A 14,265-nucleotide genomic window follows, 5' to 3' on the forward strand; every position below is an offset into this window, starting at 1 on the left:
GGAGGTCTTGATGCGTCTTCTCGGTTTCGCGGCTCTCTACATGGGGCTTGCCAGCTTCGCAAATGCTGACCCGGCGCTGGAGGCGCTGAAGGACGGCGACATGCGGAAGCTGGTGATCCACGCGACGCCGGATGCGCCGGTCGACGCGCCATTCCTGCACGAGGACGGGTCCGAGACGACGCTGGCCGCCTGGGAGGGCCAGGTGGTTGTCCTGAACTTCTGGGCGACGTGGTGTGCGCCCTGCCGGAAGGAGATGCCGCATCTCTCGGCCCTGCAGGAAGAAATGGGCGGCGAAGACTTCCAGGTCGTCACGGTCGCCACGGGCCGGAACCCGCCGGAGGGCATGGCGCGGTTCCTGAATGAGATCGGCGTCGACAATCTGCCGCTCCACCGCGACCCGCGGCAATCGCTGGCGCGCAGCGCCGGGGTGCTGGGGCTTCCTGTGACGGTGCTGCTCGATCGGCAGGGCCGCGAGGTCGCGCGGCTGCAGGGCGATGCCGACTGGTCGTCAGAGAGCGCGAAGGCGATCATCGCTGCCGTGATCGAAGGAGCGAGTTAGGGATCGGTTGGATCAGCCGCCTGAGCTAGTCTGCAATTTCTAGGATGTAGTAGGCATAGTTCTCAGCATTTATCCGGGCCACACGGGGATTGGCGCGGGCGAGATGCCGGGCAGTTGCCCTTCCATATCTCTCATCGTCCGGAATTGCAGGATCGGCGCTTGTTCCCGCCCAGGCGCCCGCAAGGTGCGCAACCTCATGCAGGACTGTCGTCCTTCGCTGCCGTTGCCAAGCCTTTCGCGACAATCCGCGCGGACGGCGAAACCATGCCGTGCCAATATTAATGACATGCGGACGAGGTGACAGCGGTTGGTCGTAGAGGATTTCCTTTGTTTTTGTGAAAACTACTAGTTGGTTGTCTGTCCAGCCCGCGTCGCTTTTGTGATTGCAGCAAGCCTTGTCTCTGGGCGGTGCGGGCGGCTTGCCGTCACGACAGCCTCTGAATTCCGCGTCGCTGCAGTTGAAGGCCCGGATCGTCAGAACATTTTCTTTGTTCGCACAGGCCTTCCGACCCGCGGGCAGTGTGCCCTTAAAGATCCGGCGCACCCGTTCAATCCGCTCTCTCACAAATTCGAAATCGCCTGGACTGCCTTTGCGATATGGCCCGAACCATTTCTTCTCGGGGCCGTCATTCCAGGCCTTCCGCCTCATCGCAGCGCTCATGGAAGCGAGGGCACGCATGCGGTCGCGCGCCTTGCGGCTTGCGCTCGCCGAGAGTTTGACGAGCGCTTTCAGTTCCGGTGTATGATCATGACGCATGCAGACATTGCTCAGGTGTCTTTTCTTTGGAAACGGATCAAGCGTCGACGTGCGAGCGACATAGATATCCACTCGCCGGTTCCGCGCTCGGTTCGCTTGGGCAGCTGTGTCTGTCCGATGGGTCAGGTTTGAGACAAGGGGCTGACTGTCGCTGGCAAACGTCACCCGAAGTGTCACATCGGCCCGGGCGGTGGGTCTGCAGCGGCGGGTTGGATCTGCCGTCGCGAGAGCGCCCTCCTGTTTTAGGGTCACCCTGCGCCCGTGCGCTTCGAGCCGCTGCTTCAGGATCGCCGCCGTTTTCGCCGCCCTCTCGTAGGATCTCTGCTCATACGTCGCCTGCGATATGCCGCGCCAGGTTGCGGAATGCCCGACCAAACGTACGCAGAGAGAGCCCCGCTTTTTCCGTGCAATCTTGCGGGCAAGGGTCGCTAGGGCGGCACGGTGTTCCGCCGTCGGCGTCGTGTCATGTGCTGGAAACCGATCGAGCCTCAACGAGGGATCGACCAACACTCCTTCTGCATCGGCGTCGTCCAGAAGATCTGGGGCAAAGAGCATCGGGGATCTCCATCCATCGAGGGTCTCCTCCGAAGTGTCCCGCACCGGCCAAACCTAAACAATCGCATGGATGCGCTACCCGAGGTGAGCGACCACAACTCCCAATGCCAAGAATTCAGAACGGCACAGCTGAGGGCAGCATGCTACCTCCGCCCTTCCCGGAGCCACGCGCCGACAACGAAGAGTGCCGAGACCAGCAGCAGAAGCCACGGCGGAACGAGCGAAAAGACCGTCAGGTCCGCCGTCCGGTAGGCGCTGCGGGGCGTCAGGCCGATCCAGCCGCGGCCGCTGGCGGGGCGGCCGGCGCGGACGTCGCGGATCGTCGGCACGCCCTCTTCCAGACGCATCGTGCCGCCGCGCATCTCTTCGGTGACGGGCGCCAGCACGTCGCCGGTCGCGATCGTCTGCTCGAACTCGCGCGGGGCGGACGGGCCAAGGGCGACGACGATGTCCTCGATCCCGTCGGTGATGCGGTAGAGGCCGATCTCTGGTGCGGTGAAGCGGCCTTCGAAGAGGCCCGGCTCCACCTCCTCCATATCGATCACCGCAGGGTCGCCTTCGGCCCCTTCCCACGTCGTCTCTTCGACCGTGTCGGCCATGGTGCGCCGGCGGATCGTCACCTCAAGCCCATCGGTTTCGGCGATGAACGCCTCTTCCTCAAGTTCCGGTTCCTTCATCATCCAGTGGGCAAGGCGGCGCAGCAGTTCCAGCTGCGGCCCGCCACCCTCGTAGCCGCGGCTCCAGAGCCAGGCGTGGTCGGACGCCAGCAACGCGACGCGGCCCTGCCCGACCCGATCGAGGATCAGGAGCGGGCGGCCGTCCATCCCCTCCATCACCGCGGTGCCACTCATCGTCTCCACATCGACGAGGCGGAACCAGCGGCCCCAGCCGGGATCGCCCTCTTCGCCCGCCTCGTAGCCTTCGGTCAGGCCTTCGGTGACGGGGTGACGCTCGCCAGCATCGGTGAGGGTCGGGATGAACCCGTCCTCGATCACCCGGGCGGTGGGCCGGCCCGGGATGATGTCGCCCAGGCTGGACCGGTAGAGCGAATCGGCCGAGGCGAAGTCAGGCCCCGCGGCGACCAGCACCGCGCCGCCCTGTTCGACATAGCTGCGGATATTGTCGAGATAGAGCCCCGGCAGGATGCCGCGCCGCTTGTAGCGATCGAAGATGATCAGATCGAATTCGTCGATCTTGTCCATGAACAGCTCGCGCGTCGGGAAGGCGATCAGGCTGAGTTCGCCCACCGGGACGCCGTCCTGCTTGTCGGGCGGGCGCAGGATGGTGAAGTGGACGAGATCGACCGAGCTGTCGGATTTCAGCAGGTTGCGCCATGTGCGCTCACCCGGATGGGGCTCCCCGGAGACCAATAGCACGCGCAACCGGTCGCGGACGCCGTTGATCGAGACGACGGCGACGTTGTTGCGATCAGTCAGTTCGCCGTCGGCCGCGGGGGTGCTGAACTGCAGCACGTTGCGGCCGCCATGGGGCAGCGTGACAGGCAGTTGGATGTCCTCGCCGACGGGCACCTGAAAGGTCGCGGGCGGATCGCTGTCGACGGCGATGGTCAGATCGACGATGCCAGCTTCTGGCGCGTCGCCCTGATCCTCGATCCGGACGGTGAGGTTCACCGGCTCGCCCAGGATCGCGAAGGCGGGGGCGTTGCGGACGACGAGGCGCCGGTCCCAATCGCCCTCGCGACCGGTCAGGATCGTGTGGAAGGGTGCGGGCAGGTCGGGGGCCAGGTCCACGTCGTGGATGCGTCCGTCGGTGATCGCAAGGATGCCTGCGATGCGGGCGCGGGGTTCTTCCGCCATCGCCTGGGTCACCGCCGACATCAGGAGCGTGCCTTCGTCGCCGTCGCCATCGCCGACCTCGACGAGGCGCAGGTCGGTGTTGGGCCGCGCCTCGATCCGGTTGCGCAGGGTTTCGACCGCCTCCGCGATCTGGCCGGGGCGGTCGGCGATGCGCTGGCTGGCGGAGCGGTCGACGATGAGAAGGACGATGTCGGACAGCGGAGCGCGTTCCTCCTGCTGAAGCGACGGGTTGAGGAGCGCGAGGATCAGGGTGATCCCGGCGAGCGCCCGCAGCCACCAGCCAGAGAGCCCGCGCCAGAGGGCGATCGCCGTGGCGAGCACAGCGAGCCCCGCCGCCATCCAGACAAGGGGCCAGCCGAGAAGCGGATCGAAGAGAAGCGTCCCGGTCATTGGCCCAGCCTGTCAAGCAGGTCGGGCACATGGACCTGATCGCTTTTGTAGTTGCCGGTCAGCACATGCATGATGAGGTTCACCCCGAAGCGGTAGGCAAATTCCCGTTGCCGTTCGCCCGCGGCCCCTCGTCCGACTGGCAGCATGACCCCGCCGCGCTGGTCGATCGCCCAGGCTGACGCCCAGTCGTTGCCGCCGATCACGACCGGCGTGACCCCGTCATTGAGGTTGCGAAAGGGCATGCCCGGGGCGCGTTCGGCATCGGGCGGCGCAGCTTCAACCCAGACATCGCGGCTGGAGTAACGCCCCGGGAAGGCCTGGATCAGGTAGAAAGTGCGGGTCAGAACGTGATCGTCCGGAACCGGCTCGAGCGGCGGGATGTCGAGAGGGCGGGCGATGGCCTGCAGACGGCGCCCCTCCGGAGAGCCGCTGCCAAAGCCGGCCGTGTCGGCGTCGCGCGTGTCGAAGAGAATCATGCCACCGTTGCGGAGGTAGCGATTGAGCTTCGTGTAGGCGGCCTGAGACGGGACCTGCTGGTTGGCCGTGATCGGCCAGTAGAGAAACGGAAAAAAGGCGAGTTCGTCCCGTTCGAGGTCGACGGCAACCGGCGCGGCCGGTTCGATGGAGGTGCGGCGGAACAGCGTCTGCGACAGGCCCCGCAGGCCGGCGGCGGCGACATCGTCGACCTGCGGGTCGCCGGTCAGGACGTGAGCGAGGACGACCTCGCTCGTCGCTGTCAGGGCCAGCTGGGTCTCGGCATCGTTCGCGGTTGTGTCCTGCGCGTCGGCCGGGGCGGCAAAGACGAGCGCAGCGAGGATCGCTGCGGTGACGCCGCCGCGGGGGCCGCTGAGGCGGCCGGACACGGCCAACGAAGCGATGATGTCGGCGGCAAGCAGCACCATGGCGAGTGCGATGAGGATGCCCTTGAGCGGGAATTCCCGGCCTTCGCGCGGTGCTTCGACAGGGATGCGGGCAGGCCACATCACGGGGGACAGCTCGGTCTCGGCGCCGATCACATTGACGGCGATGCGGCGGTCTTCTCCCGCGTAGAGGCCCGGCGGCATCTGTTGTGAGAGGATGCCTTCGGCAAGCTGTTCGCCCGGCACGCCGCCCAGGCGGTCGGCCTCGGCGAGACGGCCGAAGGCGTCGAGCACCTCTTCCGGCGCCCAGACCGTGCCGGCGAGGTCTTCGGCATCCGGCGTCGAAGGCCGGGTGGAGACGGCGAGGCGTTCGAGCATCGACACGAAGAGACCCGACAGCGGCAGCGTCGACCATTCGGCGTTGGCGGTGACGTGAAAGAGGACGATCTGCCCCTCGCCCATCGGCTTGCGGGTGACGAGCGGTGTGCCGTCGCTGAGCTCCGCGATGACGCGCTCGCCCAGATCGGGGCCGGGTTCCGCCACCACCTGGGCCGAGACGGCGACGTCGTCGGGCACGGGCAGGCCGTAGAAGGGCGAGTCCTCGTCGAAGGGGGCAAGCGCCTTGGGCTCTCCCCAGCTCATCGCGCCACCGACGGTTCGGCCGCCCGCGCGCAGGCGGACAGGCATCAGCGGATCCTCGACATTGCGGCTGACATCGCTGGCCGCCAGGCGCGGCCCAGCGAAGCGCAACAGCATCCCGCCGTTTTCGACCCAGTCGCTGACACTGTCCCGTTCGCCTTCCGAAAGGCGGGCGACGTCGGCGAGGACGATCACGTCGGGGTTCGCGGGCAGGATGTCCTGGAGCGCACCGTCGAGCAGATCGGCGCTCGGGATCAGGGCCTGTTCCAGGTAGTGCAGCGGCGAGAGCAACTCGGCCTGCTCGCGCGCCTCCTGCCCGGCGATCAGCGCGACCTCGCGGCGCTTCAGGGCGTCGTCGGTGAGGGTAACGGCCCCGGCGGAGCGGACGCCCTCGATTTCGAACCGGCTGATGCGGTTGCGCAATTCGGGCGGGAGCGCCAGCGCGATTTCGACCTCGGTTGCCTGCGGGGCGAAGGTGGCGTCGGCGCGGGCAAGGACGCGTTCGACGCCCGCGGGGTCGAGGCCGTGAGCGAGGAGCGAGATGTCCTGCGGCAGGCCGCCGGAAGAGCGAATGGCGGTGAGCGCGATCTGCCCCTCTTCGAAGGTCGCGGGGCCGAGCCCGAGGATCGGGCGGCCGGTCTGGTAGACGGTGACGTTGCCGTTTTCCTCAAGCGCGGCGAGCAGCGGTTCGCGTTCGGGCCGGTCGAGCCCGTCGGACATCCAGAAGGTTTCGAACGGGCCCTCGATGGCGTCGGCCCAGGCGACGATCTCGTCCGGCGCGGGCGGATAGGGGGCGGGGTCGAGCGCAGCGAGGCGCGGCTCCCATGCCTCGGCAGCCTGGAAGGCGATCTGTTCGGGGGGATCGGTCGTCAGCGCCACGGCAACGGGGCGGGCGCGTCGGGCGGCGTCGTCGAGAAGGGACGACAGACGTTCCATCCGGCGGGGCCAGTCGGGGGCGTCAGCCCAAGTGCCATCGATCAGGACGAGGAGCGGGCCGGAGCCGGTCCGCTCTTCCTGCGGGTTCAGGACAGGACCAGCGAAGCCGAGGATGATTGCGGCGACCGCGATCATCCGCAGGAGCAGCAGCCACCAGGGGGTGCGGTCGCTTTGGGTTTCGTCGTCCTGCAGCCCGAGAAGCAGCGCGACACCCGGGAAGCGACGGCGGATCGGGGCGGGCGGAACGGCGCGCAGGAGGATCCAGAGGATTGGCAGCGCGATCAGGCCGAGAAGCAGCCAGGGGGCGGTGAAGCCCAAGGGGCCGATCACCCACATCAGGCGTGCCTTCCCAAGGCGCCGTAGATCCAGAGGAGTGCCGCGGCAGCGCTGTTATCCGTGTGGTGGGTCGAGAACTGCCAGCCGGTGCGGTGGGCAAGCGCTTCGAGATGTGCCTTCCGTTCGGCCAGCCGGTCGAGGTAGCGGACGCGCAGGTCGCCCGCCTTCTGCGTCTCGTGCCGCAGACCGCCGCCCATGCTTTCGAAGATCGTGCGCCCGTCGAAGGGGAAGGCCTCTTCCTGGGGGTCGAGCACCTGGAGGATCGCGCCGCGCACGCCGCGGTCGGCGGCGCGGGTCAGGGCGTCTTCGGCCGGGCCGATGTCGCCAAGGAAGTCGGAGATAAAGAGGGCGCGGCTGTGGGGCAGCATCCCGCGGGGGTCGGCGGTGCCGTACTCATCGTCATGTTCTTCCGACAGCGCATCGGCGAGGCGGAGGAGCTGCAATTGCCCGCTGCGGGCGGGAAGCTGCAGGCCGGTCAACCCGACGCGTTCGCCGCCGCGCACAAGGAGGAGCGCCGTCGCGAGGCCGATCAGGCGGGCGCGGTCGGCCTTCATCGGCACGTTGTCGGACGACGCAAAGCCCATCGCGGCGGAGCGATCGACCCAGAGCATCACCGACTGGGCGATCTGCCATTCCTTTTCGCGCACGAAATGGCCGTCGGACCGGGCCGAGCGGCGCCAGTCGATGCTGCGCGCCTCGTCCGTCACCTGCGCCGGGCGGTATTGCCAGAACGCATCGCCGATCCCGGACCGCCGCCGCCCGTGTTCGCCCAGAAGGACGGTCGTGGCGAGGTGTTCCGCTTCAGCCAGAAGTGGAGGGAAATAGCTCGCCGCGTCAGCAGCGCGCGCGCGGAGGGTCGCGGGTGCCGTCACGCGGCGTCCTGAACCCTGAGGATCTGGTTGGTGACACTTTCGATGACATCGGTGAGTTTCGCGCCGCGCGCCCGGGCCGCGAAGCTGAGTGCCATGCGGTGTTCCAGAACGGGCACCGCCATTGACGCGATGTCATCGGGCGACGGTGCGAGGCGGCCATTCAGCAGCGCCTCAGCCCGGACGGTGAGCATAAGCGCCTGGGCGGCACGGGGGCCGGGGCCCCAGCTGACATTCTCGCGCACGAGTTCGGGGGCTGTCGGATCGTCGGGGCGGCAGGCACGGACGATGTCGAGGATCGTCTCGACGATCGTGTCGCCGACGGGCATCCGGCGGAGGAGGATCTGTGCGTCCATCAATTCCTGCGCGGTGAAGATACCGGTCGAGACGGCCTCTTCGACGCCGGTGGTGGCCAGCAGGATCTCGCGCTCGGTCGAGCGCTCAGGGTAGGGCACGTCGATCTGGACGATGAACCGGTCAAGCTGCGCTTCGGGGAGGGGATAAGTCCCCTCCTGCTCGATCGGGTTCTGGGTCGCCAGCACGTGGAAGGGCGGGCCGAGGGGGCGGTGTTCGCCAGCGATCGTCACTTCACGTTCCTGCATCGCCTGCAGAAGCGCCGATTGGGTTCGGGGGGAGGCGCGGTTGATCTCGTCCGCCATCAGAAGCTGGCAGAAGATCGGCCCTTCGATGAACCGGAAGGCGCGCGCGCCATCGGTGCCGGTTTCCAGAACTTCGGAGCCGAGGATATCCGCCGGCATCAGGTCGGGCGTGAACTGGATGCGGTTGCCGTTGAGGCCCATCACGGTGCTGAGCGTTTCGACCAGCCGCGTCTTGCCGAGCCCCGGAAGACCGATCAGCAACGCGTGTCCGCCGCTGAGCATCGCGGCAAGGACCAAATCGACCACCCTCTCCTGCCCGATGAAGCGGCGCGAGATGCTGGCCTTGGCATCCGCCAGCCGTGCGCCCAGCGCCTCGATCTCGGGCAGCAGCGTCTCGTGGTCGGTCATGGTCATGCTCGAAAACCCTCTATACTCTCTAGGGCGACAGTTATTCTTCACGAGCCAAATAGCAATCGGATGACAGGACAAGACCGCGTGAGAAAGCCCAGTGCGGACGGACTTGCCACAGCAGCGCGCGCGGCCGGCAAAAAAGGGCCGCCGCCTGTGCATCTTTGGGATCCGCCCTTTTGCGGCGACCTGGACATGCGAATCGCCCGCGACGGGACGTGGTTTTACGAGGGTACGCCGATCGGACGGCAGCCTTTGGTGCGTTTGTTCGCGAGCATCCTGAAGAAGGAGAACAGAAAGTATTTCCTCGTCACCCCGGTCGAGAAGGTGGGGATCACCGTTGAGGATGCGCCATTTGTCGCGGTCGATTTCGAGGTTGAGGACGGAGCGCTGGAATTCGTGACCAACGTGGGCGACCGGGTGGTGGCGGGCCCCGACCACGCGATCCGGGTGGAACGCGACGGGGCGGATGGCGAACCCGCGCCCTACATCCATATCCGACGGGGGCTGGAGGCGCTGATCGACCGGAAGTCATTCTACCGGCTGGTGGACCTGGGTGAACATCGGGAGCATGACGGCGCGCGCTGGTTCGGCGTGACCTCTGGCGACAGCTTTTTCCCGATCATCCCGAGCAAGGACCTGGAGAAAACATGAGCGAGGCGTGCCTGATTGTCGGCGTCGGGGATGGCCTATCGGCCTCGCTCGCGCGGCTGTTCGCGGCCGAGGGCTATGCGCTCTACCTCGTTGCGCGGGACACCGACAAGCTGGAGAACCTCGCCAAAGACACCGGCGCGAGCCTCTTCAAGGCGGATGCGACGGACGTGGACGCCATCCGGTCGATCATCGCGGCCATCGAGGGGCCGCTGACAGTCGCGATCTACAACCCCTCCGCCCGCAGCCGGGGGCCGATAACCGATCTGGATCCGGACGATGTCCGGCGGTCGCTCGACGTCACCGCCTTCGGCAGCTTCGTGACCGCCCAGGCGGCCGCGCAGCGGATGCTGGACAACGACGGCGCGGTGAAGGGTACGATCCTGTTCACCGGGGCCTCGGCGGGCGTGAAGGGCTTCCCGCAATCCGCCCCCTTCGCGATGGGCAAGTTCGCCCAGCGTGGCCTGGCCCAATCGATGAGCCGGGAGTTGCATCCGAAGGGCATCCACATCGCCTGGGTGAACATCGACGGGGCGATCCGCAATCCGGGCACGACGGAAAGCCGCCCGGATGCGATGCTGAACCCCGACGCGATCGCGCGGACCTATCTGGAGCTCGTCCGCCAGGACCGGTCGACCTGGTCGAACGAGCTTGCGCTGAGGCCCTGGGTCGAGGGCTTCTGAGCAGTTACTGAAACGCCTCGGACATCCGCGCCTGGATGCAGGAGGAGTTCACGCGGCCAGGATAGTAGGACATCCGGTTGCGGACGAGATCCTCAAGCAGTTGAACCGGGCGGTCGCTGGTGAAGTAGGCCTCGGCCGGGATGACCCGTTCGATCGGAGAGCGGACGGTCATCAGGGTGCGGTAGCCGCTGATCACGGCAAGCGCGTCGCTCATGCACATCGTATCGCCGCCGGCCTCGGGACAGATATCGCAGTAGCGCTTGAGAGCATCGAGGTGAGGATCGCTCTCGGCCAGTTGGTCGAGCCAGGGGTTGATATCGAGGACCGTCGCCCCGCGCTCTTCCGGCTGGCGGCCGCGCAGGACGTCGATCGTGTCGCGGACGTCGGGACGGATCTTATCTTCCAGACCCAACAACGGTGCGAGGCGGGCGAGCAGCAGGAGGCCTGGGACCTTGCCGGGCGTGTCATCCTCGAGGACTGTCGTCATGGTCAGCGTCTTGTCGGACCGCTCCTGATAGGCGCGGAGCCATTCCAGCGCGTCCATGTCGAGAAGGCCGTAGTTTTCCGCCGGAACCGTGGTGAGGCGGTCGAAGCGGCCGTTATCGAGGACCGTCCAGAGGAGGAAGGACGCCGATGCCTCCTCCCCCTCCTGCTGGAGGGCGACGGCCATCGGCACGGGATCAAGTGCGACTCGGTAGTTGAACAGGGCATCGGAAACCGCCTGCGCATCGCCGTTCTGTTCGAGGAGCCAGTTGCGTGTGCCACCCCTCACCGGCGCGCGGAGGAGCGCGTCCCGCTCCTGGTCGGCAAGCGAGAGGACGTAGCGGGAATAGCCGCCGGGGACGGTATCGCGGTCGATGAGCCCGAGGAGGAGCTGGGCCTCGGTATCGCCGTCTTCCGCGGCATCGGCCAGTTCGGGTAGCGCCGCGGCATCGTCACCGTCGAGCCAAAGGTCCACGGCCCGGTTATCGATCTGTGCCATCGCGGCGGTCACGGCGCAGGACAGCACCGCTGACAGAAGGAAAGACTTTCTCATCTGATCCTCGTAGGTTGTTCTTTCGGGTCAACGCCTTTTGCACGGCATCACGGATGCCGTGGATCAAAGACGAGAAACATCAACTGTTTACCGGAAGGTGCCGACGAGCAGGGCCAGCGCGCCCCTGACGGGACTTTGACGATGTCGTGACTGCCCCAGATGTCCCGCGACCGTCAATCGACTTAGAAAAACGGTCTGTTTACGTATTGGATACCGGTACCGAGTCGAGGTGCCGCAAGACATGAGGACGAAGGTCATGATCCCCGCCCGTTTCGCGCCCGTTCTGTTCGGATTTCTGCTGTCGGGGCTGATGTCATTTGTCGTCTCTGGCATCGCGACATGGCGGGCCGCTGGCCTGCCCGAAGGATTTCTTGGCGTTTGGATGGGCGCCTGGCTGTCGTCCTGGCTGGTGGCGTTTCCAACGGTGCTGGTCGTGGCGCCGGTGGTCCGCCGGATCGTCGCACGGGTGACTTTTCAGCCTCCGGCCGAAGATCGCTGACAGTACGCTGTCAGGAGGGGTATGTCAGGATCGGGTCATGAGACAAAAGATGGAGACCCAGATGCCTTTTAAACCCGACCATCCCGTCTGCTGGACCGAGATCCCTGTGCGCGATCTCGACGCTGCCCGCACCTTTTACGAGACCGTCTTCCATTGGGAAATGCAGCGGGACGAGGAGGGACCGCAGCCGATCCTTTTCTTCCCGACAGCCGATCCTGCGAAGGGGGTCGCCGGGCACCTTTACGAAGGCAAGCCATCGAGGGAGGGATCGACGATTCATCTGGTCGTGCCCGATACCCTCGCCAAGGCGAAAGAGCGCTGCTGGGAGGCCGGCGGCACGGTGCTGGATCAGGATATCCCGATCCCGGCGGGGACGTTCTGCTACGCGACCGATCCCGACGGCAATTCCATTGGCCTTTTCGAACCGAAGGCCGCCTGATGCGCCGGGCGGACCGCCTTTTCCGGATCGTGGACCTGATGCGCGGGGGGCGGCTGATGACCGCCGCCGCGCTGGCCGAGCGGTTGGAAGTGTCGGTCCGCACCATTTACCGCGATGTGGCCGATCTGATGGCCAATGGCGTGCCCATCACCGGCGAAGCCGGGATGGGCTACGTCCTGGGCGGTGGATGGGATCTGCCGCCCATGATGTTCACCGAGGACGAGATCGTGGCCCTTGTGGGTGGTGCGCGCATGATCCGCGCCTGGGGCGGGCCTGAGATGGCCGCTGGCGCCGATGCAGCGCTCGACAAGATCGCGGCCGTCCTGCCGGACCGGGCGCGACGGAAGGCCGATGCGGTTCATATTCATGCCTTCCGGTCGTACCGGCAGGCGCCGGATGTGGCGGAACGTCTGGACCAGATCGAGGCCGCAACCGATGCGCAGACGCGCCTGACCTTCGCCTACCGCGACGAGGCAGGGGCCGAGACGACGCGGACCGTCCGCCCGCTCGGCCTGTGGTTCTGGGGTCTGACCTGGACGATGGTCGGCTGGTGCGAGTTGCGCGAGGATTTCCGCATGTTCCGTGTCGACCGGATGCGTGCGCTGACCGAAGACGGCCCGTTCAAGCCGCAACCCGGCCAGACCCTGCAGGATTTCCGCAAGCGCGAGCAGCATCACGGATTTCCCGCCTGAGCGTCAGGCGGCCAGCGTTCCGCGGGCGGGATATCCCTTGTCGAGGATGAAATCGGCCTTCTCCAGGAGGACGCCCAGATCGGGCCGTGCGAAGGGCATGTTCGACACGTCGGTCAGATAGAGCCGCCCGTCGGGCCGCACCCAGAAGAGCCCCGGCTCGGCAAAGACCTCGGGCTCGTTGTCCTTGAAGGATTGGGAGAGGTAGAGGCCCCACGCCTCTGCCTGGCCGCGGGTCAGGCCATAGCCCATGGGGATATCGCCAAGTTCCCACGTCTCATGCGCCTCTTTCGCGCGCTCTTCCCCGTCCATCGACACGGTGAAGATCGAAAAGCCCTTGCCGATGAAGGCGGCATAATGCTGGCTGAGCGTCTGGAGATAGCTCTTGCAGATCGGACAGTGCAGACCGCGATAGACGACGATCATCGTGAACGCCTCGGGGCTCTGGCGGGCCAGATCCCAATGGCCCCCGATGATGAGAGGGACCGACAGGGCCGGGGTCGGATGATCGGGCATGAGCGTGTCGGGCATGGAACCTCTCCTGCAGGTCTGACCAACGGGAAGCCCGCGAAGACCGGGAAAGTTCCGGGTCGGGCTAGCGCCCCTGCGCCTCGCGCAATTCGGTGACATCGCAGAAGATGGCCAATTGCGCATCGCCCTTTTGCCCGGCACGGCCACCGATCCCGCGGGCCGAAATCCAGCGCATCGGCGCGCCCTCCGGCGCGATCCGGAAGTCGAAGGCGAAGGGGCCATCTTCGATCGCTGAGTTTTCCCAGGCTGCGATCGCAGCCTCCCGATCCTCAGCCGCTATCCGGTCCCAGAGCATGTCCAGCGTGACGATCGGATCGTCGATGGCCCACATGCGGCGGCACAGATCGTCAAGCCAGACCTCCTGTGTCGCAGGGCTCCACGACCAGAGACCGACGCCCCCTTCGTGAATCACGGTAAGGAAATCGGACAGACTGAAGGGCAAGTCGTCAATCGGCATGCCGGCCTACTTGGCGAAGGCCGGCCGGCTCTGCAAGACAGGTTGTCACAGTTTAGATCAAACGCGATGCGTCGATGAGGACACGACGCCTCCGCACTGCCGCTAGCCTCCCGTGGCGGCCCCCGTCAGGTTATCGAGCGCCCCGCGCATCCGGCCGAGCACCTCGAGATCGGCGCTGACGTCGAAATCACCCAGCATCGCATCGACCGCCTCGTAAGTGACCTGGGTCGCACCATCTGCATCCTCGTAAACCAGAACTCGCAGGGGCAGGACGAGCCCCGCCCGGATATCTTCCTGCATCACGGGCGTGCCGAGCCGCGGGTTGCCGAAGATCAGAAGCTGCGCCTCGCCCATCTCCATCTCGACCGAGGCCGCCCCGGCGCCGTGATCCACGCGGGCAAAGACGGTGGCACCGGCGCCCTCGACGGCGGCGACGAGCGCATCCATCGTCTCGCCGACCGGGGCGGGCGAGCTTTTCGTGACGAGTTCCTGCGCCGAAAGCGGCGCGGCTCCGAGGGCGAGAATGGCTGCGAAGACACCAAGACGCATAGAAAT

General features: G+C 66.4%; 15 protein-coding genes. 6 read left to right on the plus strand and 9 right to left on the minus strand.

Annotated features, from left to right (window positions below):
* The first annotated feature begins 10 nt into the window (after window positions 1-10).
* The gene (locus tag AADZ90_RS00440) at window positions 11-559 is read left to right on the plus strand and encodes a TlpA family protein disulfide reductase (RefSeq protein ID WP_367311442.1); all 549 of its coding nucleotides are present in this window, start codon (window positions 11-13) and stop codon (window positions 557-559) included.
* 25 nt (window positions 560-584) lie between these two features.
* On the opposite strand, the gene AADZ90_RS00445 is transcribed toward AADZ90_RS00440, so the two are convergent.
* From AADZ90_RS00445 to AADZ90_RS00465, 5 genes are all read right to left on the minus strand, one after another.
* Entirely contained in the window at window positions 585-1,388 is an 804-nt protein-coding gene (locus AADZ90_RS00445) for a M35 family metallo-endopeptidase (RefSeq protein ID WP_367311441.1), read from the minus strand.
* A gap of 626 nt (window positions 1,389-2,014) precedes the next feature.
* Window positions 2,015-4,078: a hypothetical protein gene (locus AADZ90_RS00450; RefSeq protein WP_367311440.1), complete on the minus strand. Its 2,064-nt coding sequence runs from the start codon at window positions 4,076-4,078 to the stop codon at window positions 2,015-2,017.
* Complete coding sequence (locus AADZ90_RS00455; protein WP_367311439.1) at window positions 4,075-6,849, minus strand: DUF4159 domain-containing protein; 2,775 nt, start codon at window positions 6,847-6,849, stop codon at window positions 4,075-4,077. The genes AADZ90_RS00450 and AADZ90_RS00455 overlap by 4 nt, the downstream gene beginning before the upstream one ends.
* Window positions 6,849-7,721 carry a DUF58 domain-containing protein gene (locus AADZ90_RS00460; RefSeq protein WP_367311438.1) on the minus strand — a complete coding sequence of 291 codons (873 nt, stop codon included), beginning with the start codon at window positions 7,719-7,721 and terminating at the stop codon, window positions 6,849-6,851. Before AADZ90_RS00460 ends, AADZ90_RS00455 begins: the two co-directional genes overlap by 1 nt.
* Complete coding sequence (locus AADZ90_RS00465; RefSeq protein WP_367311559.1) at window positions 7,718-8,725, minus strand: AAA family ATPase; 1,008 nt, start codon at window positions 8,723-8,725, stop codon at window positions 7,718-7,720. The genes AADZ90_RS00460 and AADZ90_RS00465 overlap by 4 nt, the downstream gene beginning before the upstream one ends.
* 69 nt (window positions 8,726-8,794) lie before the next feature.
* Here AADZ90_RS00465 and AADZ90_RS00470 point away from each other — a divergent pair, with 69 nt between their 5' ends.
* Both AADZ90_RS00470 and AADZ90_RS00475 read left to right on the plus strand, forming a co-directional pair.
* Window positions 8,795-9,379 (plus strand): DUF1285 domain-containing protein, encoded by a 585-nt coding sequence (locus tag AADZ90_RS00470; protein ID WP_367311437.1) that lies wholly within the window; start codon window positions 8,795-8,797, stop codon window positions 9,377-9,379.
* Window positions 9,376-10,059: an SDR family NAD(P)-dependent oxidoreductase gene (locus tag AADZ90_RS00475; RefSeq protein ID WP_367311436.1), complete on the plus strand. Its 684-nt coding sequence runs from the start codon at window positions 9,376-9,378 to the stop codon at window positions 10,057-10,059. Before AADZ90_RS00470 ends, AADZ90_RS00475 begins: the two co-directional genes overlap by 4 nt.
* Before the next feature lie 4 nt (window positions 10,060-10,063).
* Here the strand turns inward: AADZ90_RS00475 and AADZ90_RS00480 are convergent, their stop codons facing one another.
* A complete protein-coding gene (locus AADZ90_RS00480; RefSeq protein WP_367311435.1) occupies window positions 10,064-11,095 on the minus strand; it encodes a hypothetical protein in 1,032 nt (343 codons plus the stop codon).
* Between the two features lie 256 nt (window positions 11,096-11,351).
* On the opposite strand from AADZ90_RS00480, the gene AADZ90_RS00485 reads away from it, so the two are divergent.
* The 3 genes from AADZ90_RS00485 to AADZ90_RS00495 all read left to right on the plus strand — a co-directional run bounded on the left by AADZ90_RS00485 (window position 11,352) and on the right by AADZ90_RS00495 (window position 12,725).
* Window positions 11,352-11,594 carry a DUF2798 domain-containing protein gene (locus AADZ90_RS00485; protein WP_367311558.1) on the plus strand — a complete coding sequence of 81 codons (243 nt, stop codon included), beginning with the start codon at window positions 11,352-11,354 and terminating at the stop codon, window positions 11,592-11,594.
* Window positions 11,595-11,655: 61 nt separating this feature from the next.
* Window positions 11,656-12,033: a VOC family protein gene (locus AADZ90_RS00490; protein WP_367311434.1), complete on the plus strand. Its 378-nt coding sequence runs from the start codon at window positions 11,656-11,658 to the stop codon at window positions 12,031-12,033.
* Window positions 12,033-12,725, plus strand: a complete 693-nt coding sequence (locus AADZ90_RS00495) for a helix-turn-helix transcriptional regulator (RefSeq protein ID WP_367311433.1) — start codon at window positions 12,033-12,035, stop codon at window positions 12,723-12,725. The genes AADZ90_RS00490 and AADZ90_RS00495 overlap by 1 nt, the downstream gene beginning before the upstream one ends.
* A 3-nt stretch (window positions 12,726-12,728) precedes the next feature.
* Here the strand turns inward: AADZ90_RS00495 and AADZ90_RS00500 are convergent, their stop codons facing one another.
* From AADZ90_RS00500 to AADZ90_RS00510, 3 genes are all read right to left on the minus strand, one after another.
* The gene (locus AADZ90_RS00500) at window positions 12,729-13,253 is read right to left on the minus strand and encodes a redoxin domain-containing protein (protein WP_367311432.1); all 525 of its coding nucleotides are present in this window, start codon (window positions 13,251-13,253) and stop codon (window positions 12,729-12,731) included.
* A 64-nt stretch (window positions 13,254-13,317) separates the two neighbouring features.
* The gene (locus AADZ90_RS00505) at window positions 13,318-13,710 is read right to left on the minus strand and encodes a hypothetical protein (protein ID WP_367311431.1); all 393 of its coding nucleotides are present in this window, start codon (window positions 13,708-13,710) and stop codon (window positions 13,318-13,320) included.
* A gap of 102 nt (window positions 13,711-13,812) precedes the next feature.
* On the minus strand, window positions 13,813-14,259 hold the full coding sequence (locus tag AADZ90_RS00510; RefSeq protein WP_367311430.1) for a DUF302 domain-containing protein: 447 nt from the start codon (window positions 14,257-14,259) through the stop codon (window positions 13,813-13,815).
* Between the last annotated feature and the right edge of the window lie 6 nt (window positions 14,260-14,265).

Source organism: Aestuariibius violaceus (assembly GCF_040779325.2).
Taxonomy (GTDB): Bacteria; Pseudomonadota; Alphaproteobacteria; order Rhodobacterales; family Rhodobacteraceae; genus Aestuariibius; species Aestuariibius violaceus.